The sequence below is a fragment of the Vibrio paucivorans genome (genome assembly GCF_054053395.1).
Genome location: NZ_CM133230.1, coordinates 1,316,696 through 1,342,175, shown reverse-complemented (window position 1 = coordinate 1,342,175; position 25,480 = coordinate 1,316,696). Strand labels below are relative to the sequence as shown.

Genomic DNA, 25,480 nt, shown 5'->3' with positions numbered 1-25,480 from the left:
TTCTACACTCCAAAATTTGGAGCGACACACGAGGTTCGAACTCGTGACCTCAACCTTGGCAAGGTTGCGCTCTACCAACTGAGCTAGTGTCGCAAATGGAGGCGCGTCCCGGAGTCGAACCGAGGTCCACGGATTTGCAATCCGCTGCATAGCCACTCTGCCAACACGCCTTCGTAACTCCAAGTGATTCGCTGTTTTGTTGCGTTCCTCTTGGGTACGGGATGCATTCTACGGATTCACTCAGATGAGTCAACACTATTTTTTATTTTTTGAATCGTTTGTCTAATTTACAGTCAAAACGGCCTAAATTGATTATTTTTCTAGCAAATTTTCCCAGAATTTCCACTAGTTAACTGTATATCCCCCTACCCAGCTTACTCATTCAGTAGCTCAATTCAACGTCACTATATCGCAAGCATAAAAAAACGGGCTTTCGCCCGTTCTTTTATTGATGTTCTTCACTTAGTAAATCGTCTTTAGCTGCCATAAGGTACTGTGCCATCGACCAGTATGTCAGTGCGGTTGCTACGTATAGTGCTACATAGCCCACCCAAACCATCCAGTCATCATAACGCCAAATCAGCACCCATAGAGCGAACATTTGAGTTAGCGTCTTAACCTTACCAACCCAAGAGACGGCAACACTCGCTCGTTTGCCGATCTCTGCCATCCACTCACGTAGTGCTGAAATAATGATTTCTCGAGCAATCATCGTCACCGCTGGAATGGTGACCCAAATACTATGGTAGTGCTCAGTAATAAGAATAAGCGCCGTCGCAACCAACACTTTATCGGCAACTGGGTCGATAAATGCACCAAAACGAGAGGTTTGACCGAGTTTTCGTGCCAACATGCCGTCTAGCCAATCTGTGAAACCTGCTACCCAGAAGACCATTGCCGCAGCGAAAGGAGACCAACTATAAGGGAGATAGAAGATAACGACGAAAACTGGGATCAGAAAAAGTCGTAATAAAGACAAAATGTTGGGAATATTAAAACGCATATTTATTTGCTCTTATTTATTGCGCGTTTATGGTGCGGGATTTTTGCTATTGTTTCAATGCTTGAAAGATGTTTTCTGCCAAAGAATGGCTAATCCCCGGTACTTTGGCGATTTCTTCAACGCTTGCTCGTTTCAATTCTTGCAAGCCCCCCATGTATTTTAGCAATGCTTGACGACGCTTCGGCCCTACCCCTTCAATACCTTCTAAGGCACTGGTACGGCGAGTTTTACCTCGTTTAGCTCTGTGTCCCGCAATCGCATGATTATGGCTTTCATCCCGTATATGCTGGATAAGATGAAGTGCAGGAGCATCACTTGGTAAATTGAATTCTTCGCCATCGGTTGTAATTAACGTTTCCAAACCCGGTTTACGCGTCACGCCCTTTGCGATACCAATCATCCTCGGCCGTTTTGGCCAGTCATCCCAGTGTTTTGAGATAATCTCAAATGCGCGGTTCAATTGGCCCTTACCACCATCAATGAAGATGATGTCAGGAATTTTTTCCACATCAAGTTGTTTTGAATAACGACGCTCTAACGCTTGCCCCATCGCGGCATAGTCATCGCCGCCTGTAATTCCGCTAATATTGTAGCGGCGATATTCTTGCTTTACTGGCCCCTCATGATTAAACACGACACAAGAAGCAATCGTACTTTCGCCCATAGTATGGGAAATATCGAAACATTCCATTCGGGAGATGGAATCCATCGCGAGCACTTCTCTCAATTCTTTGAAGCGCTGAGAGATCGTCATCTTGTGATTAATCTTAGTGGTAATCGCCGTCAAGGCATTGGTGTTGGCAAGCTTGAGGTAACGGCCACGAGTACCCGTTGGGTTAACATGGAACGTCACTTTCCTTCCAGCCAACTCGGTTAACGCCTGCTGTAACGATGCAGACTCTTCCAATAACCCTTCATTCAGGATGATTCGAGTCGGCACGGTTCGCGCTTCGCTCTGACTAAAATAGTACTGACTCAAGAAGCTATAAAAGACTTCTTGCTGCGTAGTATCGTTTGGAATCTTGGGGAAGTGACTGCGGCTACCGAGTACCTTACCTTGCCGTATCATTAGAATATGAATACACGCAATCCCGTTCTCTTGCGAGAAGCCCAATACATCCATGTCATCCATGGTGTCTTCAGAGACAAACTGTTGCTCTTGTACTCGGCGAATCGCTTGTATTTGGTCGCGGAACTTAGCAGCATCTTCAAATCGAAGCGCCTGACTAGCTTGCTCCATTTTCTCAATAAGCGTTTCTAATACCTGTTTGTCTTTACCTTGCAGGAATAGGCGAACGTAGTTCACTAACTCTGCATACTCTTCATCCGAAATGATTGAACTGACACAGGGGCCGGCGCATCGGCCGATTTGGTACATCAAACACGGACGAGTTCGGTTACTGTATACCGTGTCTTCACACTGTCTAACTGGGAAGATCTTCTGAATTAGATGTAGGCTTTCGCGTACTGCTCCCGAATCTGGATAAGGTCCAAAATATTCGCCCTTGCGTTTTTTTGCCCCGCGATGCATCGACAACCTAGGATGCTTATGCCCACTTAGGAAAATGTAAGGGTAAGATTTATCGTCACGAAGGAGTACGTTGTATTTTGGTAAGTACTGTTTTATGTAGTTGTGCTCAAGAATGAGCGCTTCGGTTTCAGTGTGCGTAACAGTGACATCGATTTTATCGATATTGCTAACCAAAGCTCGCGTCTTCTCGCTGTCTACCTTCTTACGAAAGTAGCTCGACAAACGTTTCTTTAAATCTTTGGCTTTGCCTACATAAATAACAACAGCCTCGGCGTTATACATTCGATAAACGCCGGGCTGATTGGTAACAGTTTTTAGAAAGGTAACCGAGTCAAATGGGGTGGTCACTATAGGGTCTCGGTGTCTAACATTCCATGTCGGATAGCCAGATGGGTAAGCTCCACATCTCCGCTAATATCGAGTTTGCTGAACAAACGGTAACGATAGCTGTTCACCGTCTTTGGGCTTAGGTTTAGCTGCTCTGAAATATCGGTAACTTTCTGCCCTTTAGTGATCATCATCATTATCTGAAGTTCACGTTCGGACAAGTCTGCGAATGGGTTTTCTGAAGCCGGTGAAAACTGGCTTAGGGCCATTTGCTGTGCAATTTCTGGAGAGATATAACGCTGACCGCTATTCACTACTCGAATTGCATTAACCATTTCATCAGGGCCAGCACCTTTAGTTAGGTACCCAGCTGCGCCTGCTTGCATCACTTTAGTTGGAAACGGATTCTCCGTATGAACAGTTAAAACGATGATTTTCACATCTGGATTAAAACGCAAGATCTTCTTAGTGGCCTCTAGGCCACCAATACCTGGCATATTCATATCCATTAAAATGACATCAACATGATTATTGCGACACCATTTTACTGCATCTTCACCGCTTTCAGCTTCCCCTGCTACGTTCATTCCACGGACGTCTTCAATAATACGTCGTATCCCTGTGCGAACCAGCTCGTGATCATCTACAAGGAAAACATTTATCAAACTTGTATCTCCACACTTTTTACTTGGCTCTGCACCCACTTCAGGAAGTGGATAGCAGCATTGCTGCCTAGTTTAACTCATTTTTGAAAATTTGCTTACACTGAATATGTGCCTAAACGTTAACTTTAGCAAGCACTAATTGTTCTCACGTGATCAGAATCATCAATAGATCACTAAATCAATCACTTATCAACGATAAGGTTAAGAAGTCTAAAGTGACATTGATAAAATTATAGGCAGTTTTAGATGTTCTAATATCCTTTGTTCACTGGCCAAATCCTAATCAAACAACCAAGAATTTCTTCTATATCTAGGATTTGCTATCATTCCCGACCTTACCGTCATAACGGCAATCAATTAACCGAGATATCGACTTGAACATCCAGCAAGGCTTCGTACTCACCCGCCAATCTCGCGATTTTTCCGGCCAAACGCAGATCGATCTATGGGTGACCACTGCAACTGGCCCAATGCAGTTAATCATTGAAGCAGAAAAGCCAGTTTTTTTCGTTCGAGCTGCTGATGCCAAAGAAGTTATTGCTCTGATTGAACAGAACGCTTTAAAAGCGGAGTTAAAGCCTGTCCCGCTCTCCAGCTTTGACCAAGAGCCTCTAATGGCTTGCTATACCGCTACGATTCGTGAATCTCAAACCATAGCCGCCTTACTGACTAACCACGATATTCTCACTTTAGAGTCCGATGTTAGGCTTGCCGACCGGTTTCTGATGGAGCGGTTTATTAAAGGCAGTATTGAGTTCAGCGGCAATCCCCAAACTCATAAAGGTCACAGTAAGGTTCGCTCTGTAAAGTGCCGTAAAGGCAACTATATCCCACAGTTGCAAATGGTTTCCCTAGATATCGAATGCTCAGAGAAAGGGATTCTGTATTCCATCGGACTTGATAGCCCAATGGACAGCCGAGTCATTATGATCGGTGAGCCAGAAGAATCTGAAACTCCTATTCAGTGGGTCAAGGACGAGCATGCCTTACTGGTTGCAATGGTTGACTGGTTTCAGCGCTTCGACCCTGATGTGGTGATCGGTTGGAGTGTCATCGATTTTGATTTTCGACTTCTGCACAAGCGCGCAGAATGGCACAAGCTAAAGCTAAATATAGGGCGTGGCGGTCAGGCGAGCTTCTTCCGAAATTCGAATCAAAGTCAGCAAGGGTTTATTACTATCCCTGGCCGCGTGGTTCTAGACGGTATAGATACACTCAAAACTGCGACCTACAATTTCCGTTCTTGGTCTTTAGAATCAGTATCGCAAGAGTTACTTGGGGAAGGAAAAGACATTCATAATGTTCATGACAGAATGGACGAAATCAATCGAATGTTCCGTAATGATAAGCCTTCATTGGCCAAATATAATCTTCAAGATTGCGTACTGGTCAATAAGATCTTTGAACACACTCACCTACTCGACTTTGCGATAGAACGATCAAGGCTAACTGGATTAGAACTCGATCGAGTTGGGGGCTCCGTCGCCGCTTTCACCAACTTGTACCTGCCTCAGATTCACCGAGCGGGATATGCTGCTCCTAACTTACATTCTGAAAACTGGATTGCTAGTCCGGGTGGCTATGTCATGGACTCGATTCCAGATCTATACGATTCAGTATTAGTGTTGGATTTCAAAAGCCTCTACCCTTCTATTATTCGTTCTTTTTTGATTGACCCAATGGGCCTCATTGAAGGGCTAAAGCTTGAAGTAGGTAAAGAGCGTAACCAAGCTGTGCAAGGATTCCGAGGTGGACAATTCCACCGCTCTAAACATTTCCTGCCACATATGATCGAAGAACTCTGGGCCGCTCGAGACGTCGCGAAGAAGAACAATGAGAAAGCCTTTTCTCAGGCGATTAAAATCATCATGAATTCATTTTATGGCGTGCTTGGTTCGTCTGGCTGTCGCTTTTTCGACACCCGCCTCGCTTCTAGCATCACGATGCGCGGCCACGAAATCATGAAGCAAACCAAAAAGCTCATTGAGGCTAAAGGTTACCAAGTGATTTATGGTGATACCGATTCTACATTTGTGTCGCTAAATGGGCGCTATCCTCAGGAGCAAGCTGACAAAATTGGCAACGAATTAGTCGAACACATTAGTCAGTGGTGGAGCCAACACCTACAAGACGAATACCAGCTAACCTCGATTCTAGAGCTCGAGTATGAGACCCATTACCACAAATTCTTAATGCCAACTATTCGTGGTTCAGAAACCGGTTCCAAGAAACGTTATGCGGGTCTTATCGGTACAGGCGACCAAGAACGTATCGTATTTAAAGGCCTAGAAAGCGTTCGCACCGACTGGACACCGCTTTCTCAACGATTTCAGCAGCATCTATACCACTTGGTATTTCACGATCAGCCTGTCGAGCAGTACGTAAGAGAGTTTGTTGAGGATACATTGGCAGGCAAATTTGATAACGAACTGAGTTACCAAAAGCGGCTACGTCGAAAGCTGCACGAATATCAGAAAAACATTCCACCCCAGGTCCGAGCGGCAAGAATGGCCGATGAAATTAATGCGCAGCTAGGTAGGCCGCTGCAGTATCAAAATCGCGGACGGGTTGAGTACCTTATTACGGTAAATGGCCCAGAACCCAAAGAGTATTTGAAGAGCGCAATTGACTACCAGCATTACATAGATAAACAGTTAAAGCCGATTGCAGATGCGATCCTGCCTTTTATCGGCTTAGACTTTGCTCGCCTGAGTGAGCCTCAACTAGGGCTGTTTTAACACCTGCAATACTTTTGGCCTCTGTTATCCAATGCGAAACTCGGTCTTTTTATATTGTTCAACTAACCAGTCACCGAAGCTATCTAATATCCCAACGACTGAGCGTTTAGGTATCGCCCGATTGGTAAGTAAAATACCTAGGCGATCGACTTCGACCTGTTTCTCTGGATAGAATTTGAGAAACTGCTGGCCGCATTCTATTGGTGAATCAAACCATCGCTTGTCTTTATGCATCACCAAAGAGTAACTGGCTCGAAGCAATTTTTTCGCAATGATTTTTTGCGCTTTGATCTGCTCTTCTGGCTTAGCACTGCGAGCAATGCGATTGCGATACACCGCTACCCAATCTTCAGTATCCATATTCCAGTGCTTGGCTATTTCCCAGCTTGGTTCATATTCACCAAAACACTCCGACAGATCCTCACCGTAAATACACACTGAACAATGCTTAAGCATAAAGCCCCATGAGAACAAACTGTCTAAGCTAGCCACGTCACTGACCAGTGCGGTTTTAATAGAAATCTCGGTAATGAACGGGAAGCTCTGTTGAAAACGCCACTTTATGGTGTTGAGTAAAGTCGTACGTGTATCAGAGAAAGAACGATGAGTGACGACCACAACATCAAGGTTCGATTCGCCTAACTTCGCTTGTTTCCGCGCGACACTGCCATACAAGTAAACACTATGTAGGTTAGAACCAAGTCCGCCTTTCAAGAACTTCAATAGATCATCGATTGCAGGTTGATACTCAGGTTGAAAAGGTTGCGAGGGGTCAATCACAGGTAAGGTCATGCGAGATTGGTCTGTTTTCAGCGAATTGGAACATTCTTTAATGTTCGCTCAGACAAGAGTATCAATCAAGATATTCCTTCTTTCCTTCTCCTTGCTATAATGCGTCGAAACCAAACATAAAGGATAAATTTCCATGCCAAAGGCAAGTGAACTTAAAAAAGGCTTTGCGATTGAGTCAAATGGCAAAACGCTTCTTATCAAAGACATCGAAGTAACGACTCCAGGTGGCCGTGGCGGTGCAAAAATCTACAAACTACGTTGTACTGACCTAAATACAGGTGCACGTGTAGACGAACGTTACAAGTCAGATGACGTACTTGGTACGGTAGAAATGAACAAGCGTGCTGCTTCATTTTCTTACGTAGATGGCGATGAGCACATCTTCATGGATAACGAAGACTACTCTCAGTTCACATTCAAGCAAGCAGACATCGAAGACGAGCTGCAATTTATCACTGAAGAAATCAAAGGCCTACACCTAGTATTGGTTGATGGTACTGCCGTAGCGCTAGAACTCCCTGCAGCGGTTGAGCTTGTCATTGAAGAAACCGATCCTTCGATTAAAGGCGCTTCAGCTTCTGCTCGTACTAAACCTGCTCGCCTTTCAACTGGCTTAACTGTTCAAGTACCTGAGTACATTGCTACCGGTGATCGCGTAGTTGTAAACACAGCTGAACGTAAATACATGAACCGAGCTTAATCTATGTCTGATACCAACCTAATCTCTTACGACGACGCCATTGATGCCGCATACGACATCTTTCTTGAGATGGCGCCAGATAACTTAGAGCCTGCCGATGTGATTTTGTTCACGGCACAATTTGAAGATCGCGGTGCAGCAGAATTAGTGGAAACTGGCGATGACTGGGTGGGTCACGTAGGGTTTGAAATCGATAAAGAAGTCTATGCTGAAGTACGCATTGGCTTAGTGAACGAAGAAGATGACGTTCTTGATGACGTGTTCGCTCGCATGCTGATTAGCCGCGACCCAGATCATAAGTTCTGTCATATGCTTTGGAAGCGTGATTAAACCCCATCTTTACTAACGCCAGCTTATTTAGCTGGCGTTTTGTTTATCTGGTGAGCTTAATCGACTAATCGACTAATCGACTAATCGATAACTCACGACATACAACTGCTCGACGCCGGGATAAATATCTTGGATCACACCTTTCAACACGTCTAGCGTCATATTCTCTTGCTGAGCATGGAAGTCGTTCAGTTCACCAAATAGAATAGGCTCTACTGAAAGGATTTCTAACTTACAGAACCAACGCCCTTCTTCTAACGTATTAACATCGACAACTGAGCCTACTTTATAGTCACGTTCACTTTCATCGCGAATTGTGATGGTTTTCTTGCCAGATAAAATGTCGCTTTCGAACCTTTCAAAAAAGGTCATTTCCGTTGGATGAGCCATACCTGCCCCTGTTTATTTAAGACGAGCAGATTGTAGATCCATTACTTTCAGCTTGGCAATCATGAAAACAAGCACCAGAGTTGCAATTTTCGGTAAATTGCCACACTATTTGTATAGTCAATTAATTCGAGTGTTTTTATGTCTGATTCTCCTCTCTATATTCAAATTAAACAGTTCATAGCAGATAACATCGAATCAGGACGCTGGCCTGTCGGACATCGGATAACCACAGAGCTCGAGCTCACCAAACAATTTGGTGTGAGTCGTATGACCGTCAACAAGGCAATTCGAGATCTTGTGAGTGAGGGAAAACTACAAAGAAAACCGCGAGCCGGAACCTTTGTGTGCGCACCAGAAGAGAAAGCAGAATCACCACTACTCGACATTCGAAATATTGCCGATGAAGTCAACCAACGCGGAAAACACTACCGCAGTGAAGTCAAGAAACAACTCGCAGTCACCGCTGATGACACCATCGCAACTAAGCTAGGTGTCATGCTGGGTAAAGAAATTTTCTATAGTGAAATCATTCACTTTGAAAACGACACTCCGATACAACTCGAAGTTCGCTGGGTCAACCCTTCCCACGCGCCTGACTACTTGTCTCAGAACTTCTCTGAAATGACTCCAAACGAATACCTGTCGAATAACTGTCCACTCAGTGCGATTGAACATACCGTCGAAGCCGTTCTGCCAGATCAACATGTACAAGAATCACTAGTGCTTAAGCAATCTGAGCCTTGCTTGTTGCTCAACAGACGTACTTGGAGCAAAGATAACTTAGTCAGCTCTGCATTGCTTTATCACCCAGGCTCTAAGTACAAATTAAGCTCTAAAATCATATTGGATTAGAGCATTTCGTCCTATTTATTGATCACATTTCCACAACATTCATCTTGCTCAATTCTAAATAATGCACTATTAATTTGTATATACATTTAAACTAATCACTGGATGCTGCATGGATTTAACGCTTATCAATGCCCGACTCGTAACAATGGAACAAGGCACTACAGGTTACACCGTAACCGAACCTACCACAGTCAATATCCATGCAGGCAGCATTACATCAGTGGGTACTCAGGTTGCTTCAAGCCACCCTTCTGCGATTTATGATTGCAAAGGTAGGTTAGTCACCCCAGGGCTTATCGATTGCCACACTCATCTTGTGTTTGCAGGGAATCGAGCTAATGAATTTGAAATGCGTTTAACCGGCGTCCCTTACCAAGAGATTGCGAAACAAGGTGGAGGGATTCTTTCCACCGTGAAAGCGACTCGCGAAGCGTCAGTAGAGCAGCTGGTAGAATTAGCCTTACCTCGACTCGAAGGATTAATCCGAACGGGTGTTACCTCGGTTGAAATCAAATCAGGTTATGGCCTGACGCTGGACGATGAGGTCAAAATGCTACGTGCAGCAAAAGCGCTAGAAAATCATCGCAGAATTCGCGTTACTCCTACTCTTTTGGCCGCTCATGCCGTTCCTCCAGAATTTACAGGAAAAGCCGACCAGTACATTGAGCACGTTTGCCAAGAGATCATCCCATTGGTCGCAGAAGAAAAACTTGCAACCTCAGTCGACGTGTTCTGCGAATCAATAGGATTCTCTGTTGAGCAGACTGAAAAAGTCTTCCAAGCGGCCCATCAACATGGGTTAACAATTAAAGGCCATACCGAACAACTGTCTAATCTAGGCGGTACCGCGCTTACAGCCCAATATCAGGGGCTATCGGCTGACCACATTGAGTATCTTGACGAGCAAGGCGTCGTTGCTTTAGCCGAATCAGGAACGGTCGCGACATTACTTCCTGGCGCATTCTATTTCCTAAAAGAAACCCAGCAGCCCCCTATTGAAATGCTGCGTAAACACAATGTGCCAATAGCGCTCGCAACGGATTTCAACCCAGGGACATCACCTTTCGCAGATTTGACTATGATGATGAATATGGGTTGCACCCTGTTTGGTCTCACCCCAGAAGAAACGCTTCGCGGCGTGACCTGTCACGCGGCAAAAGCGCTTGGCTACGGTGCAACTCGTGGACAAATCAAAGCTGGTTTCGATGCCGACCTCGCGATTTGGGATATTAGCCATCCGGCAGATCTCAGTTATCAGGTAGGGATCCCTCGCCTATCTGCACGCATCGTACAGGGCGAGCTGTGTTTGAATGGAGGGCACGGCAATGACTGAACAACTGTTAACGCCAACGAATCAACAATTTCACTGGCAAGGTCGTCACGATGCGGAAGACGGTGATCAAGGAAAACGCATCCATCATGTGATTAAGCAAAAACAAGCCGACGAGTTAAATGAGCATACGCATGCTATCAGTCTGCTTGGATTCGCTTGTGATGCAGGTGTTGCTCGTAACAAAGGCCGTATCGGCGCTAAAAAATCACCTGATCTGATTCGCCGCGCCTTAGCTAACATGGCTTGGCATCAGCAAGTCCCTTTAATCGATTTAGGCAATGTTGTCTGTGAAGATGATTTGCTCGAGTCAAGCCAAGCAAGTTGCGCTCACGTCATTTCCACTGCGCTACCTTTTACCCCTGTAATCACTTTAGGTGGTGGCCATGAAGTAGCTTGGGCGTCTTTTCAAGGTCTTGCGCACTATTTACAAAAACACCAAGCAGAGCAAACACAGGAAAGATGTCACAACCAAATCCCCAAAATTGGCATCATTAACTTTGATGCTCATTTTGACTTGAGGGCATTTGATAGCCCGCACGCAGATGTTAAGCCAAGCTCAGGAACACCATTCAACCAAATCCACCAATTCTGCCAGAACAATGGATGGGACTTTCATTATGCGTGCTTAGGTGTGAGTCGAGCGAGTAACACCGAAGCGCTATTTAACCGTGCCGACGAACTTGGTGTTTGGTACGTCGAAGATAGCCAGCTGTCTCATATCAACCATATTTATCACCTCACTCAGCTACAACACTTTATTGATAACTGCGATTACCTTTATCTCACTATCGACTTGGACGTATTTCCTGCTGCAACCGCTCCGGGGGTCAGTGCCCCTGCCGCTCGTGGGGTGAGTTACGAAACTCTCGCCTTATTCCTAGACAGAGTTCTGCATTACAAAAACAAGTTGATGCTGGCAGACATCGCCGAATACAACCCAACTTACGACGTCGATAGCCAAACCGCTCGGCTGGCTGCTCGGCTTTGCTGGGACATCGCCAATGCAATGGCGGAAAAAGTTACCAGCCGGCAATCTGAGTAAGTAATCAATGTTAATGACACAAATACAACTATAAACGCCCAGCGTATTTAACCAATTAGGCGGACGTGGCTTCACCACATTCGCCGTATAACCCTACATAACCTACATAACCTACATAACCTACAAACCCTATATAAATTAACGTAAAACGTAAAACGTAAACGTGAAACTGAAGGAGTCTCAACATGACGGAACGCCATACTGAAGATAAGCGTCTCGACACTACTCGTACTATTCGTGCCCCTCATGGCAGTGAGTTACGAGCAAAATCTTGGTTAACAGAAGCACCACTGCGTATGCTGATGAATAACTTAGATCCTGATGTCGCAGAGCACCCTCACTCTTTGGTGGTTTATGGTGGAATCGGCCGCGCAGCTCGCAACTGGGAGTGCTACGACAAGATCGTAGAAGTACTAGAGCGACTGGAAGACGACCAAACATTGCTGGTTCAATCTGGTAAACCAGTCGGTGTATTCCCAACTCATAAAAATGCTCCTCGCGTATTAATTGCCAACTCCAACCTTGTTCCTCACTGGGCGAACTGGGAGCACTTCAATGAACTCGATAAGCAAGGCTTGATGATGTATGGCCAAATGACAGCCGGTAGCTGGATCTACATCGGCTCTCAGGGCATCGTTCAAGGTACTTATGAAACATTCGTATCTGTAGCCAAAAAGCATTTCGACGGCGAAGCAAAAGGCCGCTGGATCCTGACCGGTGGCCTAGGCGGCATGGGTGGAGCACAACCACTTGCAGCAACAATGGCTGGGTTTTCTATGATCGCTGTAGAATGCGATGAAACACGCATCGACTACCGTCTAAGAACAGGCTATGTAGACAAAAAAGCCACCAGCGTCGACGAAGCACTTTCCATGATTTACGAGTCTGACACGCCTATTTCAGTCGGTTTACTTGGCAACGCTGCCGATGTTTTCCCAGAGCTAGTTGAACGCAATATCACACCAGATGTTGTCACAGACCAAACCTCGGCTCACGACCCACTCAATGGCTACCTACCTATTGGCTGGTCGATGGCACATGCTGCGGACATGCGATTGAAAGACGAAGCGGGTGTCGTCGACGCTGCTAAAGAGTCAATGGCCATCCAAGTAAAAGCAATGCTCGCTCTGCAAGAGAGAGGCGCTGCAACGCTCGACTACGGCAACAACATTCGCCAAATGGCGTTGGAAAAAGGCGTTGAAGATGCGTTCGACTTCCCAGGTTTTGTTCCTGCATACATCCGCCCATTATTCTGTGAGGGTATTGGCCCATTCCGCTGGGCTGCATTATCTGGCGACCCTGAAGATATCTACAAGACAGACCAAAAAGTCAAAGAGCTCATCCCTGATAACCCGCACTTGCACAACTGGCTAGACATGGCCCGTGAACGTATCCAGTTCCAAGGTCTGCCTGCTCGCATCTGTTGGGTTGGTTTGAAAGATCGTGAACGACTAGGTCAGGCATTCAATGAAATGGTCAAAAATGGCGAACTTAAAGCGCCAGTCGTTATCGGGCGAGACCATCTAGACTCCGGCTCTGTTGCAAGCCCGAACAGAGAGACAGAAGGCATGATGGATGGTTCTGATGCAGTATCAGATTGGCCATTAATGAATGCCCTGCTTAACACCGCAGGCGGAGCAACATGGGTATCTCTACATCACGGTGGCGGTGTAGGCATGGGCTTCTCACAACACTCAGGCATGGTGATTTGTTGTGATGGTAGTGACGATGCATCAGAGCGTATTGCACGTGTTCTACATAACGACCCTGCAACAGGTGTCATGCGTCACGCCGATGCTGGTTACGACATCGCTAAGAAGTGTGCTGCAGAGCAAGGCTTAGACTTGCCAATGCTGAACGAAGAACTGCGCAAGCTGAAATAAGCCGAGTATTAAGGAAAAATGAACATGTTAAATTTAATGCTAAAGCCAGGCCATATTAGCTTAAAGGAACTGCGACAGGTAAGTCGCTCCCCTGTTAACTTATCTCTTGATCCGGAAGCCATTCCAGATATCGAGGCAAGCACTCAGGTCGTTGACCAAGTCATCGCAGAAGATCGCACCGTTTATGGTATTAATACTGGTTTCGGGTTGCTTGCTAATACACGTATTGCACCAGAAGACCTAGAGACCTTGCAAAAGAGCATCGTCCTTTCTCACGCTGCAGGTATTGGAAAATTCATGTCAGATGAAACAGTTCGTCTGATGATGGTACTCAAAATTAACAGCTTGTCGCGCGGCTATTCCGGTATCCGATTATCGGTCATCAATGCGCTTATCGAGTTGGTGAACTCTCAGGTCTACCCTTGTGTTCCACAAAAGGGTTCTGTTGGTGCATCTGGCGATTTAGCACCACTCGCACACATGAGTACGGTTCTGCTTGGTGAAGGCCAAGCGCGCCACAACGGAAAAATCATTTCAGGCTTAGAAGCCTTAAAAATTGCAGGGCTTGAGTCAATTACGCTTGCGCCAAAAGAAGGATTAGCACTGCTAAACGGGACTCAAGCATCGACGGCATTCGCGCTTGAAGGGTTGTTTGTCGCGGAGGATTTATTTGCCTCTGCTACTGTCTGTGGTGCTATGTCCGTTGAGGCAGCACTTGGTAGCCGACGTCCATTCGACCCAAGGATCCACCGCGTGCGTGGCCACCGAGGACAAATGGATGCAGCGACTGCTTACCGCCACCTACTCGATGTAAACAGCGAAATTGGCGACTCACACACTGTTTGTGAAAAAGTCCAAGACCCTTATTCACTTCGCTGCCAACCGCAAGTAATGGGCGCGTGCTTACAGCAAATTCGCAATGCAGCGGCAACGCTTGAAGTAGAAGCAAATTCTGTGTCGGATAACCCACTGGTATTCGCAGATGATGGCGACATTATCTCAGGTGGTAACTTCCACGCGGAGCCCGTCGCTATGGCTGCGGATAACCTTGCTCTGGCTATCGCGGAAATTGGTAGCTTGTCGGAAAGAAGAATGGCATTGCTTATTGATAGCGCATTGAGCAAGCTTCCTCCATTCCTTGTCGACAATGGTGGTGTGAACTCAGGCTTTATGATCGCTCAGGTCACTTCAGCTGCATTGGCTAGCGAAAACAAAACGCTGGCACACCCAGCTTCTGTAGACAGCTTACCAACTTCAGCGAACCAAGAAGATCATGTTTCCATGGCAACGTTTGCTGGCAGAAGACTACGTGAAATGGGTGAAAACACTCGAGGTATTTTGGCCGTGGAATATCTTGCCGCAGCTCAAGGCCTTGATTTCAGAGCACCAAACAAGTCATCAGCTCGTGTTGAAGAAGCCAAACATATCCTGCGCGAAAAAGTGCCGTTCTACGACAAAGACCGCTACTTCGCCCCTGATATTGAGCAGGCTAACGCTCTACTCAAACTGGCAGTTCATAACCACCTCATGCCAGAATCCATACTAACCAGTCTGTAACCCATATCGCCCACCTTCATAAACAGGTGGGCGAATTCTTACAAAACTCTGTCATTCAAATTCACTGGATGGACCATTCAAATAGGATTGTCATATATAATTCACGGCAGTTTTGGCTATATACCGTAAATTATGTTCTTAACACCTTATTTTTCTACTCAAGACAATCAGTTCCAATTCACTCGTGAACAAGCAAGCCACTTTGCAAAGAAAGTTGCTGGTGATTACAACCCAATCCACGATGAAGACAACAAGCGCTTTTGTGTCCCTGGCGACCTACTATTTGCCGTACTACTGCAAAAAGAAGGCATCAGCCAAAAAATGCGTTTCGATTTCTCTGGCATGGTTAATGATGGCATTGCTCTGAGCATCGAAAACAAATGTGAAAAGGAAAGCTCGGTAGTAGACGCAAACGGTAAAGAATACCTTCACATGTCACGCGAAGGGGAAACTAGCCACAATGCAGCGTTTATTGAACACGTAGTGACTAATTACGTTCAATTCTCCGGCATGAACTTCCCACACATCATGGTTCCTCTAATGGAAGAGCAACAAATGATGATTAACTGCCAGCGCCCATTAGTTATCTACGAAAGCATGGAAGTTGAGTTTGACCGTTTAGACCTTACTCATCCAGAAGTCGATTTTCTTGGTGCGACTTTCGATGTTGAAGGTAAACGCGGCGTTGTAACGCTTAACTTTGCATTTAAAGAAGGTGATGAAGTTGTCGGTAAAGGCGTCAAGCGCATGGTTGCCAGTGGTCTTAAACCATACGACCAGGAATCTGTCGACGACCTAGTGAATCGCTTTAATGCTCGCAAAGACTTATTTCTCGCCAAAGTAGCAGCTTAACTGGCCGGATATAAAGATTTAAAAAAAGCCCCGCTCAATCAGCGGGGCTTTTTGTTTCACTAACCGATGCTTAATCGGCGCCTTACAATCAGAGCCATGATTGCGACCATACTCCACCAGCCCATAGAGCCACCACCTCCACCGCTGCTGCTAGAAGAACTCGTACTCGCTGAACCATTTCGCATATTGTTGATATAAACAACATCTTCACCATAATCAAGAGAGCCGTCCTTTTGGTAGGTGAACTTCAAGCTATTGGAGGCACCGTAAAGAGAAAGAGTCACAGGTACTGAGCCATCTCCCGACACTGAATCAATATACTCACCGTTGATATGAACAGCGAGTTCATCTGCGTAGATTTCTGTCGACACGACAATATCAAAAGACACATCACCAGCAGGAATACCTTCGATATAAAGAAAGGTTTCTTGACTGTCACCAATTTCTGCTGAGCGAATACCGTTAGAAGATACTTGCCATTCATATTCGTTGCTATAAACCCCAGTATTGGTCCACGGTATCGCGTTGCTTAAAGCCGAGCTAGCTGCGGTTGCAGCTTCAAAGTCTAAATAACTCTCTGTGCTATAGGTAGAGCCATTGTGTTGATAACTCAGGTAAAGAGAATAACTTTTCGAACCATAGGTATCATTTGAATAAGACACGGTAATCGTACATGTGTTGCCCGGTGATAACGTTCCAGCATCAGTACATTCATTGCTCGAAATGGATGCGTAAAAATCACTACCATTGAAACTAATATAAGAGCCTGAAAAGTCGACGTCAGAGTCAGAGTTATTCGCATAAACAAAATCATAGGTGTGACTTCCCAGCGATTGTACTGCAGTCGTCTCCTTCGAAGGGTAGCTAAAACCAGATGTATGTTGTTCTATCCATTCTGCGTAATAGCTAATATTGGTATATACGCCATAGGTACCTTGAGCACCACACTCATTAGCCCCCCAGCTAACAATACCTAACTGCACGCCCGTTCCGCTAACTACGATCGGGCCACCACTGTCTCCTCGGCATGAGTCGTAACCTTCTTGCTCAACACCCGCACAAAAATTTTCACTGTCTTCATTGCTTGAAATTCCTATTCCATAAGTATTCAAACAAGTTTGCTGGTCAATCAGCTGAACTTCGACCTGCTGTAACTGCTCAGGGACAACAGCGTTGCCGGTCGGTGTGGTCGTTCCCCACCCCGCGACAGTAAGATTGGTTCCATTAGCGGTAGTTGTACGTGTTGAACTCGTAGCAATCGTCACTGGTGTCGCTTCATTACTGGCTACATCACGCTCTAACTCTAATACCGCGATGTCATTATAGAGGTAGTATGAATCGTAGTTCTCGTGAACATATATCTTGTCGACGGCAAACCTTACTCCTTGGCTGCCTTCTTCCGTCAAGTCATGAATTCCAACGACAACATCGAGATCATTTATCGTAAATGAGTCCACACAATGGGCGGCAGTGAGTACATAGCGCTCGTCAATTAAGCTTCCGCCACAGAATTGTCCATCATATGCGTCGCTACCTTTAGTCACGAGCGCAACCATATAAGGCCAATCGCTCTGGTTGGCGGTTGTCCCATCAATAATTCGAGCTTCAGGAGAAGCGGATAGCGGTGATGCGAACGTCACAACGCTCGCTGCTAGCAAACCTAGCCGAAGGGCTTTCATATCGTACATTCCTTATATTTATATATTTGTTCAGAACGTATGATAATTTATAGTGATAAGCGTAATGAAAAGGTTCAGAGCTATAATCGTCAAAAATGCGACGCATAACTTAGTGTCAAGAATTCAGCTATCGATTGCTAGATCCAACGTCTAACCCTCTGTTTATAGTCAACATATTCTGCGCCAAAAAGCTTCTCTAACGCTCTTTCCTCTGGTTCGATTTGAAAGCGATTCATATAAATCACAAAGCCAAAACTAAGCAACAAACACAAGATGTTTTGCTGCCAATAACCAATCCCAAACAACACAAGGAACATACCTAGGTACATCGGATTACGAGTAATAGAAAAAATGCCACTGTCCACCACAGCAGACGCTGTTTCTGGCTTCACTGGGTTGACGGTCGTTTTCGCTTTTCGAAACTCATACACACCTAACATGCCGATCACAGTTGCAACCACTATAGAAATAGATAAAACAAATATCGGATATGGCAGATTGAAGAGCGAATGATGAACATGTTGATTCAGTAGGTACATCAAGCCTGCAAAAATGAAGAACAGCAAAACAGGTGGGACTTTTAGTTCCAGCTTTTCCATAAGCAACAGTTTCCATCAGCGTGATTACAAGTAACCCGGTTTGAAAGACCGGGTTACCATGCAACTTATTATTGGTACTCGTGACTTCGAGCCATCAACATATCTAAGTCTATAAGATTTCAAGCAAAGCTTGTAGAGGGTGGCGAGTTTTCACGCCATCAAATCGCTTCACTTGACTACGACATGAGTAACCAGTGACAAGCGCTCGATCTTTCGGGATCGACTCCAAGCTTAGTTTCCAGCTCAAGCCATAAATATCTTTCGACATATCTAGCTTGTCGACCTCATGACCAAACGTCCCCGCCATACCACAACAGCCTACAGCTACTGTATTTAGACTCGCGCCAAAGTGAGAAAAAATAGTGCCCCACTCCTTCTCTGCGTTTGGCATCTTGGTCTTTTCAGTACAGTGGGCGAATAGATACCAAGGTGACTCCTTCTGATCGGCTTTGCCTTCAAACTCCGTAAGCCTTGGCATTAGCCATTCGTGCACCGTATGGACATTAAAATCACCACGCTTTTCACCTAGTGTTTCCGCATATTCATCGCGATAGCACAGCACCAATGCAGGATCGACACCAACTAGAGGAATTTCAAGATCAGCCACTTTACTCAAAAAGGCCGCGGTACTGGCCGCATTACTTGCGAACCTTTTTAAGAAACCTTTAACATGCTGCGCTTTACCATTTGGCTTAAACGGCAGTAGTACTGGTGTTTTTCCAAGCTTAGAGACTAAATGTGCAAAATCTTCAACCACTTCTGCATCATAGAAGCTGGTAAACGGGTCCTGCACGATTAATACATGATTGGCTCTATCCGCTTGAGATATTCCCGCCAGCGCTTGAAGATCAAACTGTTTAAGGCCGGTAAGACGATTAGTCAGGGTTGGTACAGACATCAGAGGCGTGTCGACATAACCGACGGTTTTTTCTGTCAGACGTTGAGCCCAAGGTTGTTTCACCACCATATTCACCGCTTTAGGTGCTTTGGCCATCAATGGCAACATTGTCTCAATGTTCGCAACGAGGTAGTCCTTAGCCGGCCTTTGATAGCGTGAATAGTAGATGTTTAAGAAGCGAGAACGAAAACTCGGGACATCGACCTTGATCGGACATTGACTCGCACAGGCTTTACATGCCAAACAGCCATTCATCGCCTCGTAGACCTCATGAGAGAAGTCATACTCATGCCTCTTGTTAAGGCTGTTGCGTACTCGCTCCACCATCGTTTTTATTGATGAGGAGTTATCGAGTGTCTGCTTTTCTAGGTCGAGAATGTCGACGCCTTGGTCGGTTAACTGCCTTAACCACTCTCTTACTATGCCAGCTCGCCCTTTTGGAGAATGCCTACGATCTGCCGTCACCTTCATAGAAGGACACATAGGCGACGATGTATCATAGTTAAAACACAAACCGTTACCGTTACACTCCATCGCTTGTTTAAAGCTGTCGCGAACTTCAACATCAATCTGTCTATCATAGTAACCACGCTTAGTGTCAGTTACTTTGACCAGTTGAGCATCACTATCCAGCGGAGTACAAATCTTACCTGGATTCATCTTGTTATGCGGGTCGAACGCGGCTTTCACCCTTCTCAACTCGGTAAACAGCTCCTCACCAAAAAACTCGGGGCCATACTCTGAGCGGAAGCCTTTACCATGCTCACCCCACATTAATCCACCATACTTGGCGACCAATTTGACCACTTCATCTGATACTTCATGCATCAATGCTTCTTGTTGCGGATCGCATAGGTCCAGCGCAGGACGAACATGAAGCACCCCAGCGTCCACGTGTCCAAACATGCCATAATTGAGCTGCTTTCCATCTAGCAGCTCTCTAAATTCAGCAATGAAGTCCGCCAAGTTCTCTGGTGGCACACAAGTGTCTTCAGCAAACGCCACAGGTTTCGCGCGCCCTTTTGCCGCGCCTAACAATCCAACCGCTTTTTTACGCATATTGTAAATACGGCCAATACTCGCAAGGTCGCTACATACCTGATAGCCGATGATGCCGGATTGATTGGTCTCGACCATTTCTTCAAGCTTGGCAGTTAACGCGGCCACTTGCTCAGCAACCTCTGCCTCATCTTGCCCTGCATACTCAACCATATTGATTCCAAGTAGCTCTTGATTTGGTACATCGGTAAGCAAATCGCTTACTGTGTGCCAAACAATGTCTTGTTTTGCTAGGTTCAGCACTTTCGAGTCAATGGTTTCTACCGATAGCGCCTTCGCTTCAACCATGAACGGCGCATTGCGAAGTGCAGCGTCAAAGCTGTTGTACTTAACGTTAACTAAAGTACGAGCTTTAGGAATAGGAGTAAGGTTTAACTTGGCTTCAGTGATGAATGCTAGTGAGCCTTCCGCACCACATAGTACGCGCGTTAGGTCAAAGGTATCTGTCGTTTCATCAAGCGCATTCTTTAAATCGTAACCGGTGAGAAAACGGTTCAACGGTGGGAACTTATCTACGATTTGTTTCCGCTTAGTTCGGCACACCTGCTCGGTGACTTCTAACGCTTTTGCAGAAAACTCTCCCTCTTCAGGTAAACCTCTAGATAAGTCTGACTCAAGGACCGAGCCATCAGCAAAAACGGCTTCTAAGGAAAGTACGTGGTCGGAAGTCTTGCCATACTTCAGAGAGCCTTGCCCAGAAGCATCGGTATTGATCATACCACCAAGTGTCGCGCGGTTACTGGTAGAAAGATCTGGGGAGAAGAAGTAGCCATAAGGTCTTACAGCATCGTTAAGTTGGTCTTTTACTACACCCGTTTGGACTCGCACCCAACCTTCTTTCTCGTTGATCTCGAGCACCTTGTTCATATGTCGAGATAAGTCAACTACAACGCCTTTTGTCAGTGACTGGCCATTGGTGCCGGTACCACCGCCTCGAGGAGAAAATGTCACACGCTCGAATTCCGGTTTTGAGCTAATCTTACCTATGAGAGAAACATCTTGAGTGGTTCTCGGATGTACGACAGCTTGGGGGAGTTGCTGATAGACACTGTTGTCCGTCGCAACCGCTAATCGGCTTGAATATTGAGATTCGATATCGCCCGTAAAACCGCGCTCGGCGAGTTCTTTGAGGAATTTGAGTACGATAGGATCGACATCAGATTGAGATTGAAGTCTTGGTAACATATGCTTCCTGCCCCTAAATCGCTGATCCAATCAGCTATGGGTAAAGTGTAATTTGAATATATTCTTTGAATTTCGTCACTTTACAACATTTAAAAAGGTGATCAAAACAGAATCTCAATGACAAAATGGAACATGAGCTTTCTTTTCATCATATATACGCCAGATAACACCCACAATATCGACGACTGGCAGCATTCAAGAGTGAAATAACAATGAAAAAAAATAAAATCGTGACTACAGAAGATATTCTATTAAAACTTTGCCAATCGGTTTCTGGTGTCCTAACTTCTGCCACCGACTCTCAAGTTAGCTATTCGGCAATGGTCCAAAAGATCAACAAAACTAGCTTGAAGCCCGACTTTGGTTGCTTTGTACTGTTTGATGGTGGTTTCTCTGGTTTGGTTGTAATCAACTTTACTGCTAAAGCAGCATTAGAGGTCTACACCAACTACATGCGCAATATGGGCATGCCGGAAGAAGAACTCGCGGTCTTACACACGTCTGATGAAGTGGGTGATGTCCTGGGGGAATTAATGAACCAGTTGGTCGGCGACTTTACAAATAAAATCCGTAAAGAGCTACAAACGAACATTACTCAAAACCAACCCAAAATGCTGTCATTGAACAAACAAGTTATTTTGTCTGTTGATACTAACCTTGACCGCCCACAAGCCCGTCGAGTGACGTTCTCTACTGAAAACAACAACATTTTCTACCTTGAGCTGGCAATGGATAAAACAGAGTTCATTCAATTAGAAGAATTTGAAGTGGCAGAAGATGAAAGTCCAGATTCAATCTTGGAAGCTCAACAAAACAACATGAAGAAGAAAAAAGACGACAAGACAGCGGGCGACAACAATGACATCGCTAACGACTTGCTTGACGAGCTGGGCATCTGATTGAGATAAGTTCACACAGGTCCTCTAGAGAACGTCACCATTATCGGTGGCGTTTTTGTTTCATTTGTTAACCTAAAAGTGTGCTACGCAACCACTCTAATATTCAGTTTTTTGCTCAAAAAGAGTAATATATCCGACTCTTTAAATTTTATGTGCACAAAATTTGTAGTCGATGAGTAAACAGAAAGCCCTAAAGAAAATCGCCAAATGCCTAGAGTTAGGTAATTCAGCAAACGTAAACGAAGCAGCCAACGCAATAAAAATGGCGCACCGCTTGATGCTGAAATACGGCCTTGATAAAGACGACATCGAATTTATCAAGATGGGTAAAACTCAATCGAGTCATTTATTGCCGGCCAATATTGGTTCCACCATCCTAAAAGTGATCCGTGGAATTAATACCAAGTTTGGCGTTGAAGCGGTGCTCCTAAATCATAAAGGACTCAAACGTGTTGAATTCATTGGTGAAGCCGACCGAGCAATCTTCGCGGCATTTGCTTTCGACATCATTTACCGTGAAATGAACGAGCACACAGGTCAATTCCGTAATAGTTTCTCTGGCAGCGGTACTTCAAATCAAGAGGTCACACGTCGAGTAAACTCATTTGTTTCAGGCTGGGTAGAAGGTGCACTCGAAAAACTTCCTATAATCAGTCCAGACGAAGAATCTGCAAATAAAATCAACGACTACATTGATAAAGAGTTTAAAAATATTGATCGTGAAACCTTCAAGCAACAACTAAGGGAAGCGATGAAAAACCTCACAGCAGACTATGAAGTTGGGCTTAAAAAAGGCAGAAAGGTATCAGTGAACCGTCCTATTGACGGAGCACAAGCGCCAAAGATGCTAAAATAGTCTTCATCAATGTGTAGAGATCATTAGGAATTGGAAAGGAATGGCCGCTAAACTTGTTTTAATATTCACTCTCCTGATTCCTTTCTTTACCAACGCTTCTACCATCGAAGAGCTTACAGTTAGAGCCGAGCAAAAAGATGCTTCGGCTCAATACCAACTGGCTAAGCTACTTAATACAGAACAAGCGACTCAAGAGCAGCAAGATACCGCATTCTATTGGTATCAACAGGCCGCGGAAAACGGCCATCGCGAAGCTAAGTTTGCTCTCGCAAATATCCTACTCAAGGGACAAATCACCAACCAAAACGTCACACAGGCACTCTATTGGCTAACTGGCCTTGCTGTATCAGGCGATGTGCAGGCTCAAATTGCGCTGGGTACTGTGTATGAAAGCATGTCATATACGCCAAAGCCGCTCGATATGGCAGAAGTCTGGTACCACGTCGCGGCACAACATGATGCAAAAGGCGAAGACGCTTATGGGCGGATTCTAGAGCGAAAATTCAATGAACGAAAAGCCAAGCAGGTCTCTTCACTGGATCAATTAGATATCGCCTTTGATGAACCGACTCAGACCCACACTAGTGCTTCCCCTCCACTTGAAACTGGCAATACAAATAGCAGTTACCTTACCGTCATACTCATATTACTACTGGTGGTGGCGTCTTTTGTGCTGTTTAAACGGGCTCAAAGCAAGAAAAAGCTTTCACACGTCCAAAACCAACAGAAACAGACCGAAACAATAGAACAGCAGAAAGGAATAATTAAACAGCAGAAGCGCCAGCTAGAAACGCTGTTTCGACAGCTCAAAAAACTACAGTCTCAGCCACCAAAGCAACCAGCGACCGATCAGCGGGTTGCACTCGCTTGTGCCATGTTCGGTTTTAAACAAAATCAGATCCCAGACGCAAAGCAAATTAAACTAAGGTTTAAAAAACTTTCGAAAATCTATCATCCGGATTTAGGGGGCAGCGACGACGATATGAAGCGCCTCAACAGTGCATTAAAAATAATCCTCACACATGTTAATAAGTAGTTACATTTAGACATATTTCCACGTACCAAGATTGTTAGATTTTAGGTTTCACAAGGCTGCGCAATCGATCGCCCTCCCACTATCGGTAACAATTACTTAACTAGAGCACGTAAAATGTGTCATAATTTGCGCGTAATATGACACCTACATAACTAGGTGGGGAGAGAAAATGTTCACAATCGAAGGCATCTGTGATTGGTGCAAAAAGCCAAGTTTATTAGTAAAACATGATTATGTTGATGGAAAGTCCAACCATTCCTGCAAAGAGTGTAATGATTTAGCGACGTTAGATGTACGCCAATTCAATATTGCAGAGATCCAGCAACGAGAGCGACTAGAGCTTCGTCGTTAGGTAAGAACTACGTCGTTAGTCAAAAACTTCGCTTTACCCTAAACGCCTATTTCAAATGGGCGTTTTTTGTTTCTGCTCCCCTGCACTATTCAGAACACCGCTTGAATAAGCTCTACTATTAGTCCCTCTACCCTTAACTGCTTTTCCCTAAGTTCATTTCTATGACTGAGTATTTTAAAGTTCCCACAGCTCCTACTACGTGTTTCTCATACAGTACTTATTACCTGTATACAGTGGTTTTCATCAACTACTGTATAGATCTCGATCACAGTTACTCATACTTTAAATAATCTCAAATTACAATTAATGCATTTAATATCAACCAGTTACGATACCTTCAATATTAACATGATGAGAAAGTCATCAATTTTTTCTTGATCAGTACTTTGAGATAAACTACTGTATACACATACAGCATGTATGAAAGGACAGTATTTATGTTTCAGGTAAACACTCAGCAGCACAACTACTCAAAAGCAAACATTCTAGCTCAGCCTACTTACCCAATGAATATTGATGAGTCGGTATTAGGACGCCTAGCGAGGTTATCCGGTAGCCAGCAGTGGATTTTGTTTACTTCTGAATGTCCTCGTCCTGATCTTTCTCAGTTCGCTTCATACAACGTAAGCTGCAACAAAATCATTCAGATGAAACCATCTCAAACCATGTCTGAAGTTGAAATCGTTATAAAAGCGATTAAATCTGGAAATGCGAGCGCTGTCGTCGCGTCCACCAGTATCGACCTAGTTAACCAATCTTTATTGCAAGATTTAGCTCTTGAGCATCACTGTGAAGTATTTTTCGTCGAAGGCAGAGGTAAACAGTATCATTAATAAGTTCGACGCTATTCACTGTCTATGTGCCTCCTACCGGAGGCTTTTTTTTTGTGAGAGCAATAATCACAAACTCACGCATGATTTCT

At 45.0% G+C, this 25,480-nt stretch carries 22 protein-coding genes and 2 tRNA genes; 14 read left to right on the top strand and 10 right to left on the bottom strand.

The window, feature by feature from the left end:
• Positions 1 to 17: 17 nt before the first annotated feature.
• From ACXABW_RS06300 to uvrY, 5 genes are all read right to left on the bottom strand, one after another.
• Positions 18 to 93 (bottom strand) — tRNA-Gly (locus tag ACXABW_RS06300).
• A gap of 3 nt (positions 94 to 96) precedes the next feature.
• A tRNA-Cys gene (locus ACXABW_RS06295) sits at positions 97 to 170 on the bottom strand.
• A gap of 275 nt (positions 171 to 445) precedes the next feature.
• The gene (pgsA, locus tag ACXABW_RS06290) at positions 446 to 1,003 is read right to left on the bottom strand and encodes a CDP-diacylglycerol--glycerol-3-phosphate 3-phosphatidyltransferase (protein ID WP_252030515.1); all 558 of its coding nucleotides are present in this window, start codon (positions 1,001 to 1,003) and stop codon (positions 446 to 448) included.
• A 46-nt stretch (positions 1,004 to 1,049) separates the two neighbouring features.
• Positions 1,050 to 2,882, bottom strand: coding sequence for an excinuclease ABC subunit UvrC (gene uvrC / locus ACXABW_RS06285; protein ID WP_457524593.1), 1,833 nt, complete (start codon positions 2,880 to 2,882; stop codon positions 1,050 to 1,052).
• The gene (gene uvrY, locus ACXABW_RS06280) at positions 2,882 to 3,526 is read right to left on the bottom strand and encodes a UvrY/SirA/GacA family response regulator transcription factor (RefSeq protein ID WP_252030513.1); all 645 of its coding nucleotides are present in this window, start codon (positions 3,524 to 3,526) and stop codon (positions 2,882 to 2,884) included. Before uvrY ends, uvrC begins: the two co-directional genes overlap by 1 nt.
• 374 nt (positions 3,527 to 3,900) lie before the next feature.
• On the opposite strand from uvrY, the gene ACXABW_RS06275 reads away from it, so the two are divergent.
• Positions 3,901 to 6,264 carry a DNA polymerase II gene (locus ACXABW_RS06275; protein ID WP_457524591.1) on the top strand — a complete coding sequence of 788 codons (2,364 nt, stop codon included), beginning with the start codon at positions 3,901 to 3,903 and terminating at the stop codon, positions 6,262 to 6,264.
• 24 nt (positions 6,265 to 6,288) lie between these two features.
• Here ACXABW_RS06275 and ACXABW_RS06270 read toward each other — a convergent pair whose 3' ends face one another.
• The gene (locus tag ACXABW_RS06270; RefSeq protein ID WP_252030511.1) at positions 6,289 to 7,056 is read right to left on the bottom strand and encodes a nucleotidyltransferase domain-containing protein; all 768 of its coding nucleotides are present in this window, start codon (positions 7,054 to 7,056) and stop codon (positions 6,289 to 6,291) included.
• Positions 7,057 to 7,189: 133 nt separating this feature from the next.
• On the opposite strand from ACXABW_RS06270, the gene yeiP reads away from it, so the two are divergent.
• Together yeiP and ACXABW_RS06260 are read left to right on the top strand one after the other, a co-directional pair.
• Complete coding sequence (gene yeiP / locus ACXABW_RS06265; RefSeq protein WP_457524590.1) at positions 7,190 to 7,756, top strand: elongation factor P-like protein YeiP; 567 nt, start codon at positions 7,190 to 7,192, stop codon at positions 7,754 to 7,756.
• A gap of 3 nt (positions 7,757 to 7,759) precedes the next feature.
• Positions 7,760 to 8,086, top strand: coding sequence for an HI1450 family dsDNA-mimic protein (locus tag ACXABW_RS06260; protein WP_252030508.1), 327 nt, complete (start codon positions 7,760 to 7,762; stop codon positions 8,084 to 8,086).
• Positions 8,087 to 8,158: 72 nt separating this feature from the next.
• On the opposite strand, the gene yqfB is transcribed toward ACXABW_RS06260, so the two are convergent.
• Positions 8,159 to 8,476, bottom strand: a complete 318-nt coding sequence (gene yqfB / locus ACXABW_RS06255; RefSeq protein WP_252030507.1) for a N(4)-acetylcytidine aminohydrolase — start codon at positions 8,474 to 8,476, stop codon at positions 8,159 to 8,161.
• Positions 8,477 to 8,614: 138 nt separating this feature from the next.
• Between yqfB and hutC the strand changes: the two genes are divergently transcribed.
• From hutC to ACXABW_RS06225, 6 genes are all read left to right on the top strand, one after another.
• Positions 8,615 to 9,328 (top strand): histidine utilization repressor, encoded by a 714-nt coding sequence (gene hutC, locus ACXABW_RS06250; protein WP_457524588.1) that lies wholly within the window; start codon positions 8,615 to 8,617, stop codon positions 9,326 to 9,328.
• A 109-nt stretch (positions 9,329 to 9,437) separates the two neighbouring features.
• Entirely contained in the window at positions 9,438 to 10,661 is a 1,224-nt protein-coding gene (hutI, locus tag ACXABW_RS06245) for an imidazolonepropionase (RefSeq protein WP_457524586.1), read from the top strand.
• The gene (gene hutG / locus ACXABW_RS06240; RefSeq protein ID WP_457524584.1) at positions 10,654 to 11,703 is read left to right on the top strand and encodes a formimidoylglutamase; all 1,050 of its coding nucleotides are present in this window, start codon (positions 10,654 to 10,656) and stop codon (positions 11,701 to 11,703) included. The genes hutI and hutG overlap by 8 nt, the downstream gene beginning before the upstream one ends.
• Before the next feature lie 185 nt (positions 11,704 to 11,888).
• Positions 11,889 to 13,586, top strand: a complete 1,698-nt coding sequence (gene hutU / locus ACXABW_RS06235) for a urocanate hydratase (protein WP_457524582.1) — start codon at positions 11,889 to 11,891, stop codon at positions 13,584 to 13,586.
• A 24-nt stretch (positions 13,587 to 13,610) separates the two neighbouring features.
• Complete coding sequence (hutH, locus tag ACXABW_RS06230) at positions 13,611 to 15,143, top strand: histidine ammonia-lyase (protein ID WP_457524580.1); 1,533 nt, start codon at positions 13,611 to 13,613, stop codon at positions 15,141 to 15,143.
• Positions 15,144 to 15,275: 132 nt separating this feature from the next.
• Positions 15,276 to 15,995: a DUF3581 domain-containing protein gene (locus tag ACXABW_RS06225; RefSeq protein WP_265686637.1), complete on the top strand. Its 720-nt coding sequence runs from the start codon at positions 15,276 to 15,278 to the stop codon at positions 15,993 to 15,995.
• Between the two features lie 59 nt (positions 15,996 to 16,054).
• Here ACXABW_RS06225 and ACXABW_RS06220 read toward each other — a convergent pair whose 3' ends face one another.
• From ACXABW_RS06220 to ydiJ, 3 genes are all read right to left on the bottom strand, one after another.
• Complete coding sequence (locus ACXABW_RS06220) at positions 16,055 to 17,674, bottom strand: S1 family peptidase (protein WP_457524578.1); 1,620 nt, start codon at positions 17,672 to 17,674, stop codon at positions 16,055 to 16,057.
• A 137-nt stretch (positions 17,675 to 17,811) separates the two neighbouring features.
• Positions 17,812 to 18,273: a methyltransferase family protein gene (locus ACXABW_RS06215; protein WP_457524576.1), complete on the bottom strand. Its 462-nt coding sequence runs from the start codon at positions 18,271 to 18,273 to the stop codon at positions 17,812 to 17,814.
• A gap of 109 nt (positions 18,274 to 18,382) precedes the next feature.
• Positions 18,383 to 21,415, bottom strand: coding sequence for a D-2-hydroxyglutarate dehydrogenase YdiJ (ydiJ, locus tag ACXABW_RS06210; RefSeq protein WP_457524574.1), 3,033 nt, complete (start codon positions 21,413 to 21,415; stop codon positions 18,383 to 18,385).
• A gap of 212 nt (positions 21,416 to 21,627) precedes the next feature.
• On the opposite strand from ydiJ, the gene ACXABW_RS06205 reads away from it, so the two are divergent.
• The 5 genes from ACXABW_RS06205 to ACXABW_RS06185 all read left to right on the top strand — a co-directional run bounded on the left by ACXABW_RS06205 (position 21,628) and on the right by ACXABW_RS06185 (position 25,391).
• Positions 21,628 to 22,314: a DUF3334 family protein gene (locus ACXABW_RS06205; protein WP_252030496.1), complete on the top strand. Its 687-nt coding sequence runs from the start codon at positions 21,628 to 21,630 to the stop codon at positions 22,312 to 22,314.
• 172 nt (positions 22,315 to 22,486) lie between these two features.
• Positions 22,487 to 23,170, top strand: coding sequence for a DUF2786 domain-containing protein (locus tag ACXABW_RS06200; protein WP_252030495.1), 684 nt, complete (start codon positions 22,487 to 22,489; stop codon positions 23,168 to 23,170).
• A gap of 40 nt (positions 23,171 to 23,210) precedes the next feature.
• Positions 23,211 to 24,206 carry a J domain-containing protein gene (locus ACXABW_RS06195; RefSeq protein WP_457524572.1) on the top strand — a complete coding sequence of 332 codons (996 nt, stop codon included), beginning with the start codon at positions 23,211 to 23,213 and terminating at the stop codon, positions 24,204 to 24,206.
• Between the two features lie 169 nt (positions 24,207 to 24,375).
• Entirely contained in the window at positions 24,376 to 24,558 is a 183-nt protein-coding gene (locus tag ACXABW_RS06190) for a hypothetical protein (protein WP_252030493.1), read from the top strand.
• Between the two features lie 437 nt (positions 24,559 to 24,995).
• Entirely contained in the window at positions 24,996 to 25,391 is a 396-nt protein-coding gene (locus ACXABW_RS06185) for a hypothetical protein (RefSeq protein WP_457524570.1), read from the top strand.
• Positions 25,392 to 25,480 lie beyond the last annotated feature (89 nt).

Bases quoted from the DNA above. Each gene is read 5' to 3' on its own strand.
- pgsA (WP_252030515.1), bottom strand. From the start codon at position 1,003: ATGCGTTTTAATATTCCCAACATTTTGTCTTTATTACGACTTTTTCTG.
- ACXABW_RS06270 (WP_252030511.1), bottom strand. From the start codon at position 7,056: ATGACCTTACCTGTGATTGACCCCTCGCAACCTTTTCAACCTGAGTAT.
- yeiP (WP_457524590.1), top strand. From the start codon at position 7,190: ATGCCAAAGGCAAGTGAACTTAAAAAAGGCTTTGCGATTGAGTCAAAT.
- ACXABW_RS06260 (WP_252030508.1), top strand. From the start codon at position 7,760: ATGTCTGATACCAACCTAATCTCTTACGACGACGCCATTGATGCCGCA.
- yqfB (WP_252030507.1), bottom strand. From the start codon at position 8,476: ATGGCTCATCCAACGGAAATGACCTTTTTTGAAAGGTTCGAAAGCGAC.
- hutC (WP_457524588.1), top strand. From the start codon at position 8,615: ATGTCTGATTCTCCTCTCTATATTCAAATTAAACAGTTCATAGCAGAT.
- hutI (WP_457524586.1), top strand. From the start codon at position 9,438: ATGGATTTAACGCTTATCAATGCCCGACTCGTAACAATGGAACAAGGC.
- hutG (WP_457524584.1), top strand. From the start codon at position 10,654: ATGACTGAACAACTGTTAACGCCAACGAATCAACAATTTCACTGGCAA.
- hutU (WP_457524582.1), top strand. From the start codon at position 11,889: ATGACGGAACGCCATACTGAAGATAAGCGTCTCGACACTACTCGTACT.
- hutH (WP_457524580.1), top strand. From the start codon at position 13,611: ATGTTAAATTTAATGCTAAAGCCAGGCCATATTAGCTTAAAGGAACTG.
- ACXABW_RS06225 (WP_265686637.1), top strand. From the start codon at position 15,276: ATGTTCTTAACACCTTATTTTTCTACTCAAGACAATCAGTTCCAATTC.
- ACXABW_RS06220 (WP_457524578.1), bottom strand. From the start codon at position 17,674: ATGAAAGCCCTTCGGCTAGGTTTGCTAGCAGCGAGCGTTGTGACGTTC.
- ACXABW_RS06215 (WP_457524576.1), bottom strand. From the start codon at position 18,273: ATGGAAAAGCTGGAACTAAAAGTCCCACCTGTTTTGCTGTTCTTCATT.
- ydiJ (WP_457524574.1), bottom strand. From the start codon at position 21,415: ATGTTACCAAGACTTCAATCTCAATCTGATGTCGATCCTATCGTACTC.
- ACXABW_RS06205 (WP_252030496.1), top strand. From the start codon at position 21,628: ATGAAAAAAAATAAAATCGTGACTACAGAAGATATTCTATTAAAACTT.
- ACXABW_RS06200 (WP_252030495.1), top strand. From the start codon at position 22,487: ATGAGTAAACAGAAAGCCCTAAAGAAAATCGCCAAATGCCTAGAGTTA.
- ACXABW_RS06195 (WP_457524572.1), top strand. From the start codon at position 23,211: ATGGCCGCTAAACTTGTTTTAATATTCACTCTCCTGATTCCTTTCTTT.
- ACXABW_RS06190 (WP_252030493.1), top strand. From the start codon at position 24,376: ATGTTCACAATCGAAGGCATCTGTGATTGGTGCAAAAAGCCAAGTTTA.
- ACXABW_RS06185 (WP_457524570.1), top strand. From the start codon at position 24,996: ATGTTTCAGGTAAACACTCAGCAGCACAACTACTCAAAAGCAAACATT.